We start from the raw sequence: 18,919 nt of genomic DNA on the forward strand, positions 1-18,919 counted from the left end.
AGGTGCTACTTTTGAAAAATAACGCCATTAACAACCAAGAAGCGCAGTTCCGATTGAAGTCGAGCTCCGAATATAGCCATGCCAGCTTTTCCGCTATCGTCTCAGTTGCGCTGGGCGCCGCCTTGCTGTTCGCCAGCTATGTGCCGGCCCAAGGCGCGTTTAACCCGTTGCCGTTCTTCGGCGGCATCGCCTGGATCGTCTTTGCCTTTCTCCAAACGTTGGTATGGGCGGTCATCCGGGGCAATTTATTGAAGACCGGCGAGATCAAGACCTCGACCAGGCGGCTTGGTTACGTGCTGCTGCTAAGCCTTCTAACCGCTAACGTATTCATAGCGACATCGGCTTTCGGACTTATCAGACGGAGAAAAAACGCCGCGTATACGCTCGCCGTATACACGCTTCTCACGACATTGTTCGTATTTGCCGTATCCTCCTTGAACGTATTCAAGCCTTTCGTAGCTAACGGATTTTTACTTGGCATGACGCTGCTAATCATTATTGCGGTCGTGCAGCTGGTTTCCCTGCTGCTCATCGCCAAGTACGCAGACCATGCTGTCCTGCCCGGGTGGATGGGTCTCGTAGCAGGCATTCTCATTGTCACATCAGCTACCGGCAACTTGTTCGCGCTCTTCCTTGGCCTGCTGCTCATTGCGAGACTGCGGGACAAAAATTATTCTTCCGGCTCAAGACTCGCCGAAGTGATCGATAAGCTGTCGCGAAGCTCCACCTCTATGCTCGGACTGCTGTTTATCGTCTTTCTGCTAACGATCGCCATAACGAGCTATCTCACATTCGATTACGGTATGGCGATTGAAAATAACTATAGCCTGATCTTACACTCTCCTGACCTAGCCTACCCGCTCGGTACGGACAATTACGGCAGAGATTTGTTCTCGCGCATTATTTTTGGAGCACGGATCTCGCTTGTCGTCGGTCTGCTCTCCACTCTTATTCCGCTGCTAATCGGCGGTGCGCTTGGCGCGATCTCCGGTTACTACGGAAGACGCACGGACAATATCATTATGCGATTGCTCGATGTCCTGTATGCCATTCCCGGCATTCTGCTCGCCATCGCGATTATTGCGGCGTTCGGGGCAAGCACCGCCAATCTGATTCTGGCGCTTAGCGTCGGTGCCATTCCGACCTACGCAAGGACGATGAGAGCGAATGTCATGCTCGTATCGACGCTTGAATATGTGCAGGCGGCACGCGCTTTCGGAGTCGGCGACGGTAAAATCCTGTTCAAGCATATCGTTCCGAATTCGATAGCGCCCATGATAGTCAAGGCAACGCTGACGATCGGCACCGCCGTCATCTCGACAAGCAGCTTGAGCTATCTGGGTCTCGGCGTTGAGCCGCATATTCCGGAATGGGGCAACATCCTTAAGCTGGGAAGCGCATATTTGGAGACACACTCGTTCACGGCGATCTACCCGGGACTGGCGATTATCGCGCTTGTGCTTTCCTTTAACTTTCTGGGCGACGGGCTGCGCGATGCGCTCGATCCGAAGCTGGACTAACACGGTAGGTCAATCAACCTTGGTAACCTCATTCATATTCCTACGGCCTCTACGTTACGAAACGATGTATGGACGATACATGAATGTGAGTTAATATAAAAAAATAGATAAGTGGAGGGAATCATCATGAAAAGAAAAACCAAATTTGCCGCTCTGCTGTTAATCAGTGCTGCGCTTATGCTCAGCGGCTGCAAACTGACGACCAAAGACGACGCCGCGGAATCGCCGGCGCCGACGCAAACCTCGGAAACACCGAGCGACGGAACGAAAGTGGACATTGAATTGCTCGGCATGAGTTCCAACGAAGCCGACCTCAACATCGTTCGCGACCAATTGACGAAAAACGGCTTTAACGTAAAGCTTAACATTCAAGCCGACTACGGCAGCTTCAAATCCCAGCAAGATGCAGGCAACTTCGATATCGCATTGTCCGGCTGGACGAGCGTAACGGGCAACCCTGACTACGCGGTTCGTTCCCTGTTCAAAACAGGCGGCGACTACAGCATTCTTGCTGATTCCGAGATTGATGCGCTTATCGATAAGGCTGGCTCCGAGACGCCTGAGCAATACACGGAAACATACAAGCAGTTCGAGCAACAGCTTGTGTTCGACAAAGCGTATATCGCGCCGCTCTACAGCTCGCTTAAGTCGCAAGCGTTCAATAAGGACGTGCTGAAATCGGATTCGGTTCGCCTGTCCAAATCGCGTTCCCTTCCTTGGGAAGAGCTTGATTTCAACGATGCGGGTAAACGCGACAAAGATCCGATCGTGCTTCAATCGACGATGCCTACATTGACATCGCTTGATCCGATCAAAGGCAATGACGGCTCGATCAACATTATCAACACAAACCAATACGTGCGTCTTGTGAACTTGACCGACGACGACAAAATTACGTCCGAAGGCTCCCTTTCCTACAATCACGCTATTGCGGAAGGCAATTCCGATTACTATTTCATTCTGAGAGACAACATCAACTTTGCTGCAGTTAAAGACAAGCTGGCGGTCGATACGGGCGAACGCGTAGGCGGAGACGACGTTATCTTCTCCCTGAACCGTGCTAAAGACAAAAACTCCGTACCTGACCACCGTACGTTTACGCTGCACGAGCATATCGGACAAGTCGAGCTAGTAACCGACGTCGCAGCTCTTGATGCCGTTAAAGTATCGGGCGGCAGCGATACGGTAAAAACAGCGCTTGAAAATGGATTGGATGCAAAAATTTCTTCGCTTGTATCCGACAAAACGCAAGCCAGCAGCAAAGATGGCAAATACCAAGTCGTGAAACTTACGACTACCGAGCCTTTCCCGCAAGTTCTGAACTATCTGGCTCACCAATCGGCGGGTATCGTATCGAAGAAACAAGTCGAGAAAATCAACACGTATGACGTGGCTAAGTTCGACGTGAACAAGGACATCCCTTACGGCGACCAGAACACGGTAACCGAAGGCAGCACGTACAACAATACGCTTTACACAAGCGGTCCGTACATCCTGTCCTACAAGAACGAGTATGAAGCTGTATTCTACAAAAACCCGGCTTACATGAAGGGCACAGAGCACGAGCCTAACGTGAACAGCATCAAAATCCGCTTTATCAAAGATATGGACGCAAGCTTGTCCGCGCTCCGCAGCGGCGAAATCGATTTGTTGTACTCCGTACCTGAGAACAAATTCGACGTTGTGAAAGGCGACAGCAAGATTGAACTGCAAACTGTACCGAGCAATGCGGTTTCGTACCTGTTGTTCAACACGAAAAACCGTGCGGTTGCCGAAAGCGCCGATCTGCGAAAAGCAGTGCTTTACTCCATTAACCAAGACGAAATTCTCGCCTTCTACGGAGGCAACAAATTCAAAGCGATCTCTACGCTTAGCACAATGGTTAAGACCGGTCTTGAGCTGAAAGCCGATTCGGCCAAAGTGAAAGAATACCTGGACGCTTACAAAGCAAGCAAATAACGTAATAGGCAAGTTCGAAGACTGCCCAGGACATCGCGGATGGCCGGGCAGTCTTCTGCCATTCTTATCAATTACTTACATTGAAGCCTATGGAGGTCATTGTTATGTCTAACTTATCTGCCCCGCTCGCTAAGCTGTCCCAATGGGATGCGCTTATGCTGGAATCGCTCAAATCCCTCGGATGGTCCGACGAGGAGCTTATACGGAGAGTTGTTGCCGGAGAAGAACTGCCTAAAGACGACAGCAAATTTCATTTCGATTATTCGCAGCTAACGGCCTTTGCCGCAGATAATGTAGATACGTTTCAGCAGGCTGTGACGCAAGGCTATCAGATCAAATACAATACGATTCGCGGCATTCATAGCTGGATTTTGGTTGCCCTGGGGATAGAGGCGGAGTTGCATTTGGATGCAGGCGAGGAACAGGTTACTGCCCGTCTGACCGCTTCAGAGGCCGACAAGCTGGCAAGCGTTCTCTCCTTCGGCTGGGAAGCCAGCCGCTTGGATGAGCAGCCGACAGAGGATGACCGTGCGGTCTACCGCATAGCGCCTGCCAGTTTGAATGGATCTCATACAGACTAACGGGCTTAATAACATTAAAAAGGTAGTTAGATTGGATTTCATACAGGCTAATGGAGCTAGATTGGCGGAAACGAGCAAATTGGGCGAATTAGGCTGTATGATTTCCACTCAAAAGCGCTTCTTCCATCTCCCGGAGACAATTTGACTGGATGATTGAGGCTGTAGATTAACTATGACTAACCTATAGTGGTACGATAAATCGTATAAAGCAGCCTTACCAATAAGTCATATCAAAGCATTTGATCGAAAAATCGCACAAAATCATCGGCCGCATCTATGATTTATACGCTTTTGTATGAAATATCGCATAACTTTTTACAAGTTACGCCTTGTTTAACTGATCTTATGCGAAAAATCGTATAAATTAACTATCTGGCAAAATGCACGTTGGGAGCTTCTCTCTTCTGATCGTTAACTGCGATAATACGACAATACCCAGCACACGCCGTTCCGGTCGGTCACGATGGCCAGCAGTCCGTTGAACGGTGCTTCATACACTTCCGTTTGAACTGTTCCGCTTGCCGCGAATTCGCCGTAAATGCTTCTGAACGTTTCCTCCGTATCGATTTTCAAGAATACCCGCACATAGTCGCCCTTGGCGGACGGCTTCGCCGCCTTTGTATCCGCAAACTTGAGGCTTGCTCCGTCAACAAGCAGATCCGCGTTCAGCACCTCTTCCCCCTGCTTGCGCAAAATCGTGATCTCTCCGCCAAAGACGCTTTGATAATACTTGATTTCCTCTTTGCAATTTTCCACTGCGATAAAAGGTTGTGCAATCATCTCTTACACCCTCCCAAATATCATTCGATTATATTGCGAAGCACGTTCTTCAGCAGACCTATCAACAACTCATACTCCTCGTCGCTCATGCCCTTCTTCGACTTGCTCTTGACCCGATTCAGCGCTTCTTGAACCTTAGGTACAACCTCGTGACCCGATTCCGTCAAAAAAAGCAGCTGGTAGCGATTATCGGCAGGATCGGCCTCCCTTCGCACATAACCTTCCACCTCCAGCTTGGCGATCGCCTTCGCGGTAGTCGTCTTGTCGATGAGCAGCTTCTCGCTTAGCTCCTTCTGTGTGGTTGGCTGCTGATTCGCAATCGCCATAAGAAATATATACTGGCCGCTGCCTATTCGATAAGGTGCCAGCTCTGCTGAAATGAACACCTGCATATGACGATAAATTGCTGAAATATAATGGCCGTGCGATTCGGATTCCATTGTTCTCATCCTCCTCTCGAATAGAATGCTATTGCAACTAATTTTAGAATACGAGAAATATAATGCTATTGCAACTAATTTTTCATAAAAAAAGCTGTGACCGCATGATTGCTCATGACCTGTCACAGCGACTACACTACTTTTTCAGAAGAAGATACAAGAAGTACGGTCCGCCGATGAGCGCGACCATTATGCCCGCCGGAATGCCTGACGGATCGACAAGATTGCGTCCAATCGTATCCGCGAACAAGAGCAGCCACCCGCCCATCAGAACGGCAACGGGGACATAATATTGATGACGGCGCCCTACAAGGGACTTCGCAATATGGGGAGCCATCAGGCCGACGAACGCGATGCCCCCGGTGACGGATACCGCCGCAGCGGCCAAAGCAACGGCAGTTCCGAGCAGCAGCAGCCGGTTCCTATTGATGGAGACGCCTGCCCCGACGGCAACCGCTTCGTCCATCGACAATAGATTAAGCGCGTTCGACTTGTACAGCGTGTACGGGAGCAGAATGACAAGCCACGGCAGCAGCGCCCATACGAATGGCCAGTCCGCTCCCCATATGTTGCCCGCCATCCACTGCGCGATAAATTCAACCTTCCGATAATCGGCGGACGAGATCAGCACAATCATCAGGCCGGACAAGGCAAGGGCGAACCCAATCCCGACAAGTACCAGCTTCACGGGCTGCAGTCCGTCTCTTCTCGAATACGAGAACAAATAAATGAGAGCGGCCGTAATTAGTCCTCCTAAAAATGCGACAATCGGAAGCATATAAGCGAACGACTTCGGATCGAGAGGCGCATAGAGGAAAAATACCGATATCGCCACGCCGGCCCCGGCGTTAATGCCGATAATGCCGGGATCAGCCAAGTCGTTCCGCGTAATCCCCTGAAGGATTGCGCCCGACAATGCCAAAGCCATGCCGGCCAGCAACGTTACAGCGATTCGCGGCATGCGGATGGAGAACAACACGAGATTTTCCTTGGTCGTCCCCTGCCCGAATAACGTCTGGAACAGTCGATTGATCGTTAGTGCCCCAGAGCCTAAACTCATTCCGACAATGATCGTTGCCGCGATGAGCAGCAGCAATGCCGCGAAGACGACCACTTGTTTCTTAACCTTCGCATTCGAGAACATCACAGCGTCTTCACTCCTTTACGAACCACGAACAAGAAGAACGGAAGTCCGAGTACGGCCATAATCGCCACAACCGGCGTCTCGAACGGCACATTGAGCGTTCGGCCCACCGTATCCGCCATCAGCATGAATGTCGCACCCCAGATCGCCGACATTGGAATGACGATGCGATAATCGGTCCCGAACAACGCTCTTACGATATGAGGAATCATCATCCCGATGAACGCCATGTTCCCAATAAGCGCAACGGAGGCTCCGGCCAGCAGAATAATCATAATGTATAATACCGCTTTGACGTATGCCGTGCGAATGCCCAAACCAACCGCAGCTTCTTCGTTCAAGCTTAATATCGTGAGTGACTTGGACATGGCCATTGCAACCAGAATCGCAACGATGATGACAGGACTCATCGCTTGAACCTGCCCCCAAGTGGTACCGATCAGCCCTCCGGATGTCCACATCGTCGCTTCTTTAGATGTCTTCGTTAGAAGACTGATACCGTCCGCTACGGCATATAGAAATGCGGATACGGCCGAACCGGCCAATACGATCCGGAACGGAGACATGCCGCCTTTCTTCACCGAGCTGATTCCGATAACGAGGAACATGCCGAGCGCGGCTCCAGCGAAGCAGACGAGCATAATTCCGACATAATTCATCGCCGGCAATACGGCGATAGCCAAGGCGAGCGACGCTCTCGCACCGGCAGTTAGACCGAGAAGCCCGGGGTCTGCAAGCGGATTGCGCGTCAACCCTTGCATGATTGCCCCGGCTACCGCAAGCGCGGCACCGACAAGCACAGCCGCCACTTCCCGCGGATAACGGATCTCCCTGAGCATCGAGATTTTATCATCATCTCCGCCTTGGTTAGCTAATATTAACCAGAGCTCGCGCAAGGATACATCCTTCGCGCCAAGCAACATAGCGAGCGCGAACATGACTGCTAGTACCGCTATGCTGAGTATAAGTTTGAGAACAAACGATTTTGGCTTCCGAATAGCACTCATATTGCCATTCCTCCTTTAGGGCATAACGGGCAAGAAGAAGACCGAGACAGCCTCTTTGTTAACTGAGGCAACTCGGCCTTCTTCATCAGCCAGTGCGTTAAGCAAACGCTTATTTCAAGAAACCTTCTTTGAAGATGTTCAACAAGTATTCAAGCGTTATCGGATCGCTGTAAGAAGCAGCTTCTGTGTCGATCTCGATGACATGATTGTTTTGAACAGCCGGGATTTTCGTCCAAGTCTCCGTCTTCATGAACGAATTGTCTCCCGTAGCGCTTCTGCTGAGAACGATATAATCGCCGGCATAGTCGCTAAGAACTTCGTTGGAGAGTGTATAGTAGCCAGGCCCTTGAGCGTCGGCTTTAACTTTCTCAGGCATGTTCAGTCCCATTGCTTGATACAGAATTTCCGTTCCGCGCGCCCAAGCGTCGCCGAACACGTAGAAGCTCTTCGAATCCGTCTCCAATACCGACACCGTAGCGTCCGCGCCGATTTTCGCTTTGATTTCTTCGCCGGCTGCTGCCGCACGCGTCTTGAAATCGTCAATCCATGCTTGTGCTTCCTGCTCCTTGTTCAGCAGCTTGCCAATTTCGAGCTGTTGCGTCAAGTAATCCAGTTTGCCCCAAGTGTACACAACAGTTGGCGCGATTTCCTGCAATTTGTCGATGTTTTTGTTATGTGTACCGGCAATGATCAAATCCGGCTCAAGCTCGATGATCTTCTCAAGGCTCTCATCGGATACGACCTCTACACCAGCCAGCTTATCTGTGAAGTGAGGGCTCTTGTTCGTCCACTCGTCTACGCCAACGATCTTTCCATCCAACGACAGGATGTTTGGCGCGTTCGTCAAAGCAACGATACGTTGTGGATTCGCTGGCACTTCTACTGGACCAACCTCGGATTCATATGTGATCGTGCCGGATTCGGCTGGAGCGTCCGTCGCAGGCGCATCCGTTGCGCTTGGAGTGTTAGTTGCCGACGATGCATTATTTGCACCATTGTTCGCTGCATTGTTACCGCAAGCACTTACGAAAATAACGGACAAAATAAGAAAGATGGACAATAGAAACTTTTTATTCATTTTCATACCCCTTTTATTGATATTGATTATCAATTTCATACGAGTGTTATTATATCTGCAATAATGCGGGCTGTCAATGAAATGAATCCAGCCATTTTTTGTTCCACCGCGAATTGTTACAGCTTTATGGCTTTATATAATTTGAAGCATTCCTTTCCATCCATATTCACAACGAAAGGCGTACGCCTTCTTCGGCGCACGCCCATGCAATCCAATGCCTGATTCCGACTGTTGTTCCGCCTTACCCGTTAAATCTCAGCGTATACGACGTCTTCGCGTCCGCAGACAGTTCATATACACCGGGCTCCGGGGAAGCGAATGCCATTACCGCCCCGTCGGTGTCCCGCTCGATAGACATGGCCAGCTCCCTTCCCTTAGAGGCAGATAGACAACATTCTTAAGATCGGATTGTCAATTCTTCATACTCCTCCCGCACGGCGGCAACCGTATGCGCTCTTTATCAAAAACGCTGTCGCACCGCCCTTTTGGCGCATTTTCAGAGTAATAAAACAACTAAATCGTAGCAATTGAAACAATCGGAATCTTAGAAAATCCAATAAAATCATCGAAACATGAAGTTTAAAACGTCTCCCCTGCATGATACCGTTGAATTGTAAACGGATTCATAACAGCAAGGCATGCCATCTATGAACGGAGAGTGAAGATTCATTGTTACGTGAACTATCCAAACACAAAGTACTTTACCTAATGACCATTCCAGCCATGATCCTTCTATTATTGTTCAACTACTTTCCGATGGCTGGCATCATCATCGCTTTCAAAGACTTTAACTTGAGCAACGGCATCTTTGCCAGCCCCTGGATGCACCCTATTTATGAGAACTTCCGGTTTTTCTTCACTTCCGATAACTGGTTAAGCGTCACTCGCAATACGATTCTATTGAATCTGATGTTTATCCTCGTCGGCACGGTCGTGAACGTCGGTATCGCCATTTTGTTCAACGAAATTCGATCAACCTGGTTCAAGCGAACGGCGCAATCGCTGACGCTGCTGCCGTATTTCATCTCCTGGATCGTCGTCGGCGTGTTCGCTTACAACTTCTTGAGCTACGAGCACGGCATGCTGAGCGAGCTGCTCACAAAGTTCGGTATGGACAAGATTGACTGGTATTCGAATCCGAACGCATGGCCGTTTCTCATTCTGATTATTTTCATCTGGAAGGGCGTCGGCTACAACAGCATTATTTATCTCGCTACGCTGACCGGCATCGACCATACGCTGTACGAATCCGCCCGTATCGACGGCGCAACGAAGATGCAGCAAATTTGGTTCATCACGATTCCGTTGCTTCGACCGACCATCGTTGTCTTGACGCTGCTCGCGATCGGCCACATTATGAATTCGGATTTCGGCATGTTCTACTCGCTTGTTGGCGACAGTGCACAGCTATATTCGACCGTAGATGTTATCGATACCTTCGTATTCCGCAGCTTGAAAGGTTCCGGAGACATGGGCATGGCGGCGGCTGCGAGCTTCTATCAGTCCGTGCTGGCATTCGTGCTTGTATACGTCAGCAATCGCGTTGCCCGCAAGTACGAAAGCGACTCCACCCTATTCTAAAAGACAAACTTGCCCTTATGGAGGTGCTACTATGAACACCCGACGTTCAACCGTTCAAGCGGGAGAAATTATATTGTACGCATTTATTTCCATCATTTCGTTATTGTGCATCATCCCGTTCATCATCATTTTATCGAGCTCGATGACGCGCGAATCGGACATTCTGATGCACGGCTACAACCTTTTCCCAAAAAATTTCGACTTTACCGCCTATCGTTTCTTGTTCCAACGACTGGACGTCGTTCTGACCGGCTACAAGGTTACCAGCCTCGTAACCATTATCGGCACCATTGCCAGCTTGACCATCAGCGCCATGATCGCGTATCCGATCTCGCTGCGCCGGCTGAAGTATCGCCGCTTTATTTCCGGCTACGTGCTGCTGACGCTCCTGTTCAACGGCGGGATGGTCCCTTGGTACATCATTAACGTCAAATATTTGCATCTCCATAACAACTTGTGGGCGCTCATTCTTCCATCCATGGTGAATGGCTTCAACATATTCCTAATGCGTAACTACTTTTCATCTATACCTGAGGAAATGCACGAATCCGCCAAAATCGACGGAGCCAGCGAAGTGCGTACGCTCTTGTCCATTATTTTGCCGCTGTCGGTTCCCGTGTTCGCGTCGGTCGGTCTATTCATCGGTCTTGCCTACTGGAACGATTGGTGGCTTGGACTGATGCTGATCGACAAAACCGAGCTTCAGCCGCTGCAATTAATGCTGCGGACGATCGTATCCAATGTCGATTACCTCGCTAATTCCAGCGTGCTGTCGACGAGTACCGATCAGATGGTTCCTCGCGAGAGCGTCAAGATGGCGGCCACCATCGTTACGATCGGGCCGATCATCTTCCTCTATCCGTTCCTGCAACGGTACTTTGTCAAAGGTCTTATGATGGGCGCGGTCAAAGGTTAACCGGCCGCCCCGCCGGATGGGCAATATCGGACCGTTCACTCCAGGTGCGATGCCCGTCCCTAACTCTCGGCTTGATCGGCGGCAGCCGTGAAGCACATAATAATAAGAACGAACAGGGGGATTTCACATGACTATCAACACGAAACGAATTGCAGCCGGTGTGCTCGCTACCGTCATCGCCTTTTCGCTGGCCGCATGCGGCAACAGCAATAACGATGCCAACAACGCTTCCGGCACGAAAGGAACGAACGCCCATAATGACAGCGCTTCACAAGGGGAGAAACTAAAGCCCGTCACGCTCCGCTTTTACTTCCCTGGCGATAAACCGCAAGCTACGGATGAAGTATGGGATTATGTATCCGAATTGACGAAAGACACGCTGAATGCCAAATTCGAAATCAACTATGTCAACTGGAACGATTTCAAAAACAAAATGAAGCTGCTTCAATCGTCCGGTGACAATTATGATTTGAACTTTGACGGCAACTGGCTCGATTTCCCGAATGCGATGAACCGCGGCGGTTACCTGGACATCACCGACCTGCTGCCGGAATACGCGCCAACGCTGTACAAGCAATACACCGACAATAACTTGCTGGATCCAATCAAAGTCAATGACCGTGTCTATGCAGCTCCATGGACAATCAAGAAGACGAGCAAGCCGATTGTATGGTACCGCAGTGATCTGGCAGCCAAAGGCGGCTACGCGAAGGATAAAGTCGAAACCGTCGAAGACCTGGACGCCATGCTTCACGCGATGAAAGCGGCAGCTCCGGAGATTCTTCCGATCTCGTTCCGTCCCGACAACTGGTTCGGCGACATCAGCCGCGTGTTCCAGGAGAAATACGGTTATGAGGATTTGAACTTCCATGGTCTCGTCGTCAAAATCGATGATCCGAAGCATACCGTAATCCCATGGGAACAAACGGAAGCGTTCAAGGAATACGTCACTTACATGAAAAAATGGAACGAAAACGGCATCATTCCCAAAAACCTGCTGGCAACAAAAGGAACGGAAGGCGACTTCAGCGCGGGTACTATGGGCTCGGCCATCAACCAAATCGACGGCGGCATTCTGGAAAACCCGAATACGTTCAAACCGCAGGTCGCAGAACAAGGCGCGGTCAAAGCATGGTCCGAGTTCTATCCGGACAACAAATGGGTTCTTGAATCCCCTCTCGGCAACGCAGTGGCGATCAACAAAAATGCCGCGAATCCGGAAAGAGCGATTATGTTCCTCGAGCAGCTTACGACGAACGAGAAATTGTACGATGCCGTCATGTATGGCATCGTAGACAAAACGTACAAGCTTGATGGACGCAAAGTGTCCTACATGGAGGGCCAAGGCAACGGCCAGCCGACGAACTATCTCGACTGGGCGGGCCAATGGGGATTCTGGCGCAATGAGTTCCAAAAGGAAGACTCCTCGCGCACAGCCAACTACTACAAGCAGTACGACGAATTCATCAACCGTCCGAACAACATCGTCTCGACGATCAACTACTTCGTTCCGGATCAAGCGAGCATCAAGACGGAGAGCGCGAAGCGCGAGCAAGTACTGAGCGAGCTTGGCCTGCTCTTGATGACGGGCATCAACATTAAAGACGTCGACAAGGATGTCGCAACTTTCATCGCCAAAGAGCAAGATGCGGGCACCGACAAAATCGTGACCGAGGTCCAAACACAGTTGGACGCTTACTTGGCGAAGTAAAACGAATTTTTTACATCGGACGTTCACGAATAGTTGCAACGATCGCGAATGGCAGCTTTTTACTAGCCATTCGCGATCGTTTTTGTCTATACTTATTAAACGTATTATGGCAGCGCTTAATTCTCGAGGGAGGAGGGCAATTGATGTTTTCATTGGTCAAACTCAAGTATAATTCCTTATTCGTTCGTACTCTCCTGTCTTTCACGATTCTGGTCATGATCGTTATCGTGACCATTACGCTGATCTTCTCCAACTTGTATTCCACGACGCTCTACAACCAGCTCTCCCGCGAACAGGTGAAGGGTCTGGAAATGTTGAGCGAAAATATCGACAACCTGTTCAAAGAGATGGACCAGATTTACTTGAACCTTGAGATCAACATGGATATTGAGCTCTTTCTGGCCTCCCGAACAAGCGATGCTTTGGTAACCAACAAAGCCCGGCTTCAGATTTCCAACATACGTCAGATCAATCCTTACATCCAGTCCATCTTCGTCTACAACTCCGTCCTTCACGAGCATATTGTCGAAGGCGAGCCTGGCTTCGATGTGGAAAGCTATTTGCAACGGGACGCTTCGTTCCAGAAAAGCGTGAACGACTCGCGTGCCATTTATTTGACCCGGTTGACAGAAACGGATGTGGCCAAGCCCTTCCTTACCGATAAAAAAGCAAATTACGTCATTAGCATGGAATACACGAACCGCAGCGTGAACGGCGAGCAGCAAACGGTGGTCATTAATTTGAACGACGATCTGCTCGTCCGCGATTACTTGTCCAAATCCGGCGACCTGCTAATGCTCGTCGACGTGGACGGCAACTTGATCGCGCACAGCAATATCGATGAGATTGGCCAAAGCATGAAGGATACGGCCTCGTTCCAAGCCGTGAGGAATTCGGTTGGCGAGTCGGGCGATGTCATCAACAAGAATGGAAATGACCGAACGCTGACCACGTTCGTCATCAACCGGACCACTGGTTGGTACGTTCTCGGCTCCACTCCCTATCAAAGCCTGATACAACCGATTCAAGACAAAAGAAACGCCTTGCTTGGAGTATGTCTGTCTATTCTCTTGCTCTGCCTGGCTCTAACTTTTCTTATCTCGAAGAAGCTGTACAATCCCGTACAACGGCTCACGGAACTGTTCAAGCGATCGCAGTTCAATGTCGGCAGCACTGCTTCGAACGACATTTCCTTGATTAGCCGGGTCTACACGGAAACATTGCAGCACATGCAGTCGCTCGAGGACAAAAATCGCGACAGCCAGCAGTTAATGAAAAACAACTTCCTCCGGCGGAAGTTGATAGCCGATGAATCCGAGGCCGCCGCGAGCCAGAGCACGGACGACTTTAAGCTGCGCATCGACTTCGACCGGTTGCTGCTGTGCGTCATTAAGATTGATGGGTACTCGCAGTTGGATGGAGCAAGCGTAACGGTATTCGAATCCATGCTGTTCCAGAGCGTGACGGAACTGTTGAGTGACGAGTTCCGATACGAGTCGCTGCAGATGCCCAAGGGCGAAATCGTGCTTCTCATCAATGAATCGGAAAGCGCCCCGGACAGCTTCCGGCATTTGCTGACCAAACTGGCTGGCGTCAAAGATTCAATTGCCGTTACGTTAGGCATAACCGTTACTATAGGCATCAGCAGCCCGATCGACGCATGGGGAGATTGCCCTTACGCTTACCTTCAAGCTCAGGAGATGACCAAGCAGCGGTTCGTATTGGGACTAAACCGAATCATCTATCCGCAATTCGTAGAGGAGATGCTGACGCATAGCTACGACCTCCCTACCGAGATTGAACAAAGCCTGACGTCCGCGATTAAGCGCAACGACCGTGAACGGTTCGTGGAATGCTTGGAGAATATGGCTAACCTGCTGCGGGGATACGTCTATGCAGACGCGATGCAGTCGCTGTTTCACGTGCTGCTCGTCTGCATTACGCAGATGAATCAAATGCTTAATGATGAGAATAAGAAGCTGGGCATGCGGTTCGGAGAGCTGAACTTAATTTTCACGGAGATGGAAACGCTCGGCCAAGCGAAGCATTGGCTGCTGAATCAGTTCGACGAATACCGGAAAAGCCTCGAAAATATTCAACAGCTCAAGGAAAATAAATTTTACCGTAAAATCGAGGAAACGATCCAATACATCCAGAACAACTATTCCGACAGCAATCTGAGCGTCGAAATGCTCGCCGAAGTAGCCGGTTATACGCCCAACTATTTCTCCAAGCTATTCAAGGAAATGACCGGCATCAATTCCGGCGAATACATTCGCAAAGTCCGTATCGGCAAGGCGAAGGAGTTGCTGAAGAACGATGAATATAAAGTAAGCGACGTGGCGGAAATATGCGGCTACATCAACAGCAGCCACTTTTACTCCGCCTTCAAGAAGGTTGTCGGCATGACCCCGTCGGCCTATCGGGAATTCGCGCTGACCGAGAAGGATTAGGTTCGATGATTCAAAGCCTCTGCGAGACGCAGAGGCTTTGGAAGCAGTTTATTTGAGTGATTAGTTGAATTTACCCGCATCGATTGCGGCTTGCTTCTCATCAAGAATCTCTTGATAGCCCGCCTCAAGGTACGTTTTCTTAGCCTCTTCATACATGGCGTCGAACTGGTCCGTCGGTGCAAGAACAACCTTTACATACAGCTCTTGGAACAGCGAGTTCAGATCGGCCTTGTACTCGCTGACCTTCTCCAGCACTACGCTGAACATTGCGTCCGGCGTACGGAATTCCGCCGTTTGATCGTAATATTTCAATAGATCCTCAGCCAAATATTCATAGCCTGCCGGCGACCAGTTGCGAAGGTAAGCTTTGCGAGTTACAGCAGGATCGGCATATTGCGGACTTTCGATGACAAGCGCCCAGTAGTCCTTGTTGTTGTTCTGGGACAGAACGGATTCGCCTTTGAAATCTGCGTTTTTCACGGCGATTCCTTCTCCGTCAAGCGTATAGTTCTGACCTTCGACGCCGTTCTGCAGGAAGAACAGGTTCTCCGGCTGGCTCATCCACTCGAGGTACATCCATACAGCTGCGCGTTCCATTTCCGTAGACTCATAGTTGATGCCCATGATAAAGCCGAAAGGCCAGTACGCGCGTCCCTGCGGCTTGTAGCCCTCAGGAGTACCTGCCGTCGGAGGAAGAACAGCGAATTGCGCGTCCGGATTGTTGGCAAGCGTAGCCGTAATGACATCCGTATTGCTGGCAAGATACAGACCATAGGTACCTGTCTTGCCCGCAACGAACTCTGCCTTGATTTTGCCATCGTCATTGCGCAGATAAAATTCCTTGTCGATCAGACCTTTATTGTACTGATCGTTCAGGTTGCGCAAGTAGCGCTCGCTTGCCGGCGTCGTCAAATCCGCTACGCCGAGATCGGAATAGAGCGCGCGCTCTTTGGCGTCAACCGGCCAATCGCGGAATGCATAGTTGTACGTATAGTTGTTCTGCAGCAGGCTGCCGGCGCCAGCTCCAAGACCGGCTTCTTTCCATTTCGTCAGCATCTCGTTGTATTTCTCAAGGGAGGTCAGATCCTCCAACTTCATGCCGACCTTCTCCACCCAGTCTTTACGAATCAAAGTCGTGAAGTTATCTACAGCCGGACGAGCAGCGAAGAAAAACACATTTTTATCGTCTACCTTGCCGTATTGTTCGATTGTTGCGCTCATGTTTTTCCAATAGTTAGGGGCATAGTTAGCGATTTCCTCATAATTCAGCTCTTGCATGACGTCCTCGCTATAGTATGCAAGCGCTTGCGGCATGTCGTAGTGGAATAGAATGTCCGGCGCCTTGTGGGAAGCGAGCAGCTGCTCGAAGTCCGTGACTTCGCTGCTGCGGGTAATCGGGATAAACTTTACGTTTACGTTGTACTTGTCGCCGAATTCCTTCTGAATCCAACGTGTATAGTAGTTGTCGGTTACGTTCCATCCCTCGAATGCGCGTTCATATACCGGAATCTCGAGATTGACCTTCTCCGGGAAGCCTTTGGAGTAATCGGCAAAGGCGCCTTCCGGGCTTTCCGCAGGGGCATTGGTTGCCTTATTGCTATTGGTTGCCGCGGGCGCATTGGTCGCGTTGTTGCTCCCCTTATTATTATCCGAGCAGCCTGCTAGAAGAGTGGTTCCCACAACTAAAGTCATCAACAACGATGTGAAGACTTTCATTTTGCTCATCTCTTATTCCTCCGCTATCGTATTTTTTAATGCTCCCTATTACTCTTTGACAGCTCCTAGCATAACGCCCTGGACAAAATACTTCTGAATGAACGGATAGACACATAAGATCGGCAGCGTTGCGAATACAACGCATGAAGCTTTGAGCACCTCTGGATTGCTTAGCTGCACTTGCGTCGCTTCCAGCTGGAAGCTCTCGCTGGCTTGAATAACCAAGTAATACAGCTTCAGCTGCAACGGCCGCATATCTACATTTTGCTTAATGTAAAACAGCGCATCCTGGTAGGTGTTCCAGCGCCCGACCGCGTAGAAAAGCGCCATCGTTGCCATGATCGGTTTGGACAGCGGTAAAACGATATTGACTAGGATGCGGAAGTGTCCGGCTCCATCGATTCGCGCAGATTCCTCCAAACTAACCGGAATGCTGCTGGTGAGAGCTGTTTTCATAATCAACAGGTTGAATGCGCTGAACGCCGGAGGCAAAATAATCGACCACATGCTATCCAGCAAGCCTAGATTGTTGACCAACATGTACTCAGGAATGATTCCGCCGTGAAAGTACAACGTGAACATAAAGATAAAAGTCAGCACCGTACGGCCCTTCAATTGCATGCGAGACAAAGGGTAGGCCGCGCAAATCGTGATGATCATGCCTAGAATCGTGAAAAGCACGGTCACGATAATGGATACATACAACGACCGCAGAATGCTCTCATCTTGGAGAATTTTTTTGTACGCCTCAATTGTGACGCCTTGCGGCCAAAGAAAAACCTTATTCGCGATTACGTATGCATCATTGCTAAGGGATTTCGATACGACATGCACGAACGGCAGCAAGCAGACCAGCGAAGAGATCATCACGGTGAGGCGGATCAGCACATCCCAGATGTCGAAGCGCCTTTTGCGATGCATGGCAAGAGTGCCATTGGATGTTTTCATGGTTCGCCTCCTTTCTATAACAATCCGTCTTCGCCGAGCTTCTTGGCAATACGATCAGCGAGCAGCACGAGCACAAGTCCAATGAGTGCCTGGAACAACCCAAGCGCCGTCGCACGGCTGAAGTTGCCGCTCTCGATCCCCCATCGGTAGACCAGTACCGGGATCGTAGTGGTGTATTCCGTAGTGGCTTTATTCTGCAAGGCAAAAATCCGCTCGAATGAGCCCTCCATCACCTTGCCCAGGTTCATGATCAGTAAAGTTACAATTGTGGCGCGGATGGACGGCAGCGTGACGTTCCACACCTTCCTCCACCGCCCTGCGCCATCGACGGTAGCAGCTTCGTACATCTCAGGGTTAATGCTGCTAATCGAAGCAAGGTAGATGATGGTGCCCCACCCCATACTGTACCAGACCCCGATAGCCAAATAACTGAACAGCCAATGCGTGTCTTCTTGAAGGAACGGGACACGATTCCAGCCCATTAATTCAAAGAGATTATTGACCGCTCCGCTCCCTTGGCCGAGCAGCTGATAAGCAATCGCGCCAATAATGATCCAGGACAGGAAGTGCGGCAGATATAGCAGCGTTTGATTCACGCGTTTAAATCTGACGCTTTTGATCTCGTTGAGCAACAGCGCAAGCACAATGGGCATTGTGAAACTAAATACAAGGTCGAGGCTGTTAAGCATCAACGTGTTGCGGACAGCGCGAATGAAGTCGGGTTTATCGAATATCTCTTGAAAGATTTGAAAACCGACCCATTCGCTGCCCCAGAACCCCCTTGCGATCTTATAGTTCTTAAAGGCAAGCACGAGCCCTGACAACGGCGCGTATTTGAAAACGGCAACAAAGGATAGTGGAATCAGAAGCAGTAAATAAAGCTGCCAGTCCCGCCGAAGATAATATGTCATTCTCCGGTTACCCTTTTGTTTCTTTAAAGCGGTTTCATTATTAAGTGAAGCGCTTTCAATGTTCATGGTTACACCTCCTCCACATTAGGGCTTCCACGGCCGACGGTTTGTTCGGACATTGGCGGGGTTATGACAGCATCATAGCCTTCCCTCATCCATTCCGTAAATCGTGAC

General features: G+C 50.1%; 15 protein-coding genes. 7 read left to right on the forward strand and 8 right to left on the reverse strand.

The annotated features are described in order from the left end of the window. The first annotated feature begins 11 nt into the window (after nt 1-11). The 3 genes from AC0YN0_RS15710 (at nt 12) to AC0YN0_RS15720 (ending at nt 4,060) form a co-directional block, all read left to right on the forward strand. Entirely contained in the window at nt 12-1,520 is a 1,509-nt protein-coding gene (locus AC0YN0_RS15710; protein WP_475822087.1) for an ABC transporter permease, read from the forward strand. Nucleotides 1,521-1,646: 126 nt separating this feature from the next. Beyond that, nucleotides 1,647-3,479: an ABC transporter substrate-binding protein gene (locus tag AC0YN0_RS15715; RefSeq protein ID WP_475822088.1), complete on the forward strand. Its 1,833-nt coding sequence runs from the start codon at nt 1,647-1,649 to the stop codon at nt 3,477-3,479. A gap of 104 nt (nt 3,480-3,583) precedes the next feature. Further along, nucleotides 3,584-4,060 carry a hypothetical protein gene (locus tag AC0YN0_RS15720; protein WP_475822089.1) on the forward strand — a complete coding sequence of 159 codons (477 nt, stop codon included), beginning with the start codon at nt 3,584-3,586 and terminating at the stop codon, nt 4,058-4,060. Nucleotides 4,061-4,471: 411 nt separating this feature from the next. Here AC0YN0_RS15720 and AC0YN0_RS15725 read toward each other — a convergent pair whose 3' ends face one another. The 5 genes from AC0YN0_RS15725 to AC0YN0_RS15745 all read right to left on the reverse strand — a co-directional run bounded on the left by AC0YN0_RS15725 (nt 4,472) and on the right by AC0YN0_RS15745 (nt 8,509). Beyond that, nucleotides 4,472-4,840 (reverse strand): VOC family protein, encoded by a 369-nt coding sequence (locus tag AC0YN0_RS15725; protein ID WP_475822090.1) that lies wholly within the window; start codon nt 4,838-4,840, stop codon nt 4,472-4,474. 20 nt (nt 4,841-4,860) lie between these two features. After that, nucleotides 4,861-5,280: a MarR family winged helix-turn-helix transcriptional regulator gene (locus AC0YN0_RS15730; protein WP_475822091.1), complete on the reverse strand. Its 420-nt coding sequence runs from the start codon at nt 5,278-5,280 to the stop codon at nt 4,861-4,863. A 136-nt stretch (nt 5,281-5,416) separates the two neighbouring features. Further along, nucleotides 5,417-6,424, reverse strand: a complete 1,008-nt coding sequence (locus AC0YN0_RS15735) for a FecCD family ABC transporter permease (protein WP_475822512.1) — start codon at nt 6,422-6,424, stop codon at nt 5,417-5,419. Further along, nucleotides 6,424-7,431, reverse strand: a complete 1,008-nt coding sequence (locus tag AC0YN0_RS15740; RefSeq protein ID WP_475822092.1) for a FecCD family ABC transporter permease — start codon at nt 7,429-7,431, stop codon at nt 6,424-6,426. Before AC0YN0_RS15740 ends, AC0YN0_RS15735 begins: the two co-directional genes overlap by 1 nt. 109 nt (nt 7,432-7,540) lie before the next feature. Continuing rightward, a complete protein-coding gene (locus tag AC0YN0_RS15745; RefSeq protein WP_475822093.1) occupies nt 7,541-8,509 on the reverse strand; it encodes an iron-hydroxamate ABC transporter substrate-binding protein in 969 nt (322 codons plus the stop codon). 669 nt (nt 8,510-9,178) lie between these two features. Between AC0YN0_RS15745 and AC0YN0_RS15750 the strand changes: the two genes are divergently transcribed. From AC0YN0_RS15750 to AC0YN0_RS15765, 4 genes are all read left to right on the forward strand, one after another. Then, nucleotides 9,179-10,090, forward strand: coding sequence for an ABC transporter permease (locus tag AC0YN0_RS15750; RefSeq protein ID WP_475822094.1), 912 nt, complete (start codon nt 9,179-9,181; stop codon nt 10,088-10,090). Nucleotides 10,091-10,121: 31 nt separating this feature from the next. Further along, nucleotides 10,122-11,006 (forward strand): carbohydrate ABC transporter permease, encoded by an 885-nt coding sequence (locus AC0YN0_RS15755; RefSeq protein WP_475822095.1) that lies wholly within the window; start codon nt 10,122-10,124, stop codon nt 11,004-11,006. A 127-nt stretch (nt 11,007-11,133) separates the two neighbouring features. After that, nucleotides 11,134-12,717: an extracellular solute-binding protein gene (locus AC0YN0_RS15760; RefSeq protein ID WP_475822096.1), complete on the forward strand. Its 1,584-nt coding sequence runs from the start codon at nt 11,134-11,136 to the stop codon at nt 12,715-12,717. Between the two features lie 143 nt (nt 12,718-12,860). Further along, nucleotides 12,861-15,170, forward strand: a complete 2,310-nt coding sequence (locus AC0YN0_RS15765; protein WP_475822097.1) for a helix-turn-helix domain-containing protein — start codon at nt 12,861-12,863, stop codon at nt 15,168-15,170. A gap of 60 nt (nt 15,171-15,230) precedes the next feature. Here the strand turns inward: AC0YN0_RS15765 and AC0YN0_RS15770 are convergent, their stop codons facing one another. Genes AC0YN0_RS15770 through AC0YN0_RS15780 form a run of 3 tightly spaced genes read right to left on the reverse strand, consistent with a single transcriptional unit; the run spans nt 15,231 to nt 18,811 of the window. Then, a complete protein-coding gene (locus AC0YN0_RS15770) occupies nt 15,231-16,895 on the reverse strand; it encodes a type 2 periplasmic-binding domain-containing protein (protein ID WP_475822098.1) in 1,665 nt (554 codons plus the stop codon). Nucleotides 16,896-16,934: 39 nt separating this feature from the next. Continuing rightward, on the reverse strand, nt 16,935-17,834 hold the full coding sequence (locus AC0YN0_RS15775) for a carbohydrate ABC transporter permease (protein WP_475822099.1): 900 nt from the start codon (nt 17,832-17,834) through the stop codon (nt 16,935-16,937). A 14-nt stretch (nt 17,835-17,848) separates the two neighbouring features. Beyond that, complete coding sequence (locus tag AC0YN0_RS15780; RefSeq protein WP_475822100.1) at nt 17,849-18,811, reverse strand: ABC transporter permease; 963 nt, start codon at nt 18,809-18,811, stop codon at nt 17,849-17,851. Between the last annotated feature and the right edge of the window lie 108 nt (nt 18,812-18,919).

The organism is Paenibacillus sp. J22P218, assembly GCF_056269195.1.

Excerpts from the sequence above, each read along its gene's own strand:
- AC0YN0_RS15740 (WP_475822092.1), bottom strand. The coding sequence starts at position 7,431 with ATGAGTGCTATTCGGAAGCCAAAATCGTTTGTTCTCAAACTTATACTC.
- AC0YN0_RS15720 (WP_475822089.1), top strand. The coding sequence starts at position 3,584 with ATGTCTAACTTATCTGCCCCGCTCGCTAAGCTGTCCCAATGGGATGCG.
- AC0YN0_RS15765 (WP_475822097.1), top strand. The coding sequence starts at position 12,861 with ATGTTTTCATTGGTCAAACTCAAGTATAATTCCTTATTCGTTCGTACT.
- AC0YN0_RS15745 (WP_475822093.1), bottom strand. The coding sequence starts at position 8,509 with ATGAATAAAAAGTTTCTATTGTCCATCTTTCTTATTTTGTCCGTTATT.
- AC0YN0_RS15725 (WP_475822090.1), bottom strand. The coding sequence starts at position 4,840 with ATGATTGCACAACCTTTTATCGCAGTGGAAAATTGCAAAGAGGAAATC.
- AC0YN0_RS15770 (WP_475822098.1), bottom strand. The coding sequence starts at position 16,895 with ATGAGCAAAATGAAAGTCTTCACATCGTTGTTGATGACTTTAGTTGTG.
- AC0YN0_RS15755 (WP_475822095.1), top strand. The coding sequence starts at position 10,122 with ATGAACACCCGACGTTCAACCGTTCAAGCGGGAGAAATTATATTGTAC.
- AC0YN0_RS15760 (WP_475822096.1), top strand. The coding sequence starts at position 11,134 with ATGACTATCAACACGAAACGAATTGCAGCCGGTGTGCTCGCTACCGTC.
- AC0YN0_RS15715 (WP_475822088.1), top strand. The coding sequence starts at position 1,647 with ATGAAAAGAAAAACCAAATTTGCCGCTCTGCTGTTAATCAGTGCTGCG.
- AC0YN0_RS15735 (WP_475822512.1), bottom strand. The coding sequence starts at position 6,424 with ATGTTCTCGAATGCGAAGGTTAAGAAACAAGTGGTCGTCTTCGCGGCA.
- AC0YN0_RS15780 (WP_475822100.1), bottom strand. The coding sequence starts at position 18,811 with ATGAACATTGAAAGCGCTTCACTTAATAATGAAACCGCTTTAAAGAAA.
- AC0YN0_RS15730 (WP_475822091.1), bottom strand. The coding sequence starts at position 5,280 with ATGGAATCCGAATCGCACGGCCATTATATTTCAGCAATTTATCGTCAT.
- AC0YN0_RS15775 (WP_475822099.1), bottom strand. The coding sequence starts at position 17,834 with ATGAAAACATCCAATGGCACTCTTGCCATGCATCGCAAAAGGCGCTTC.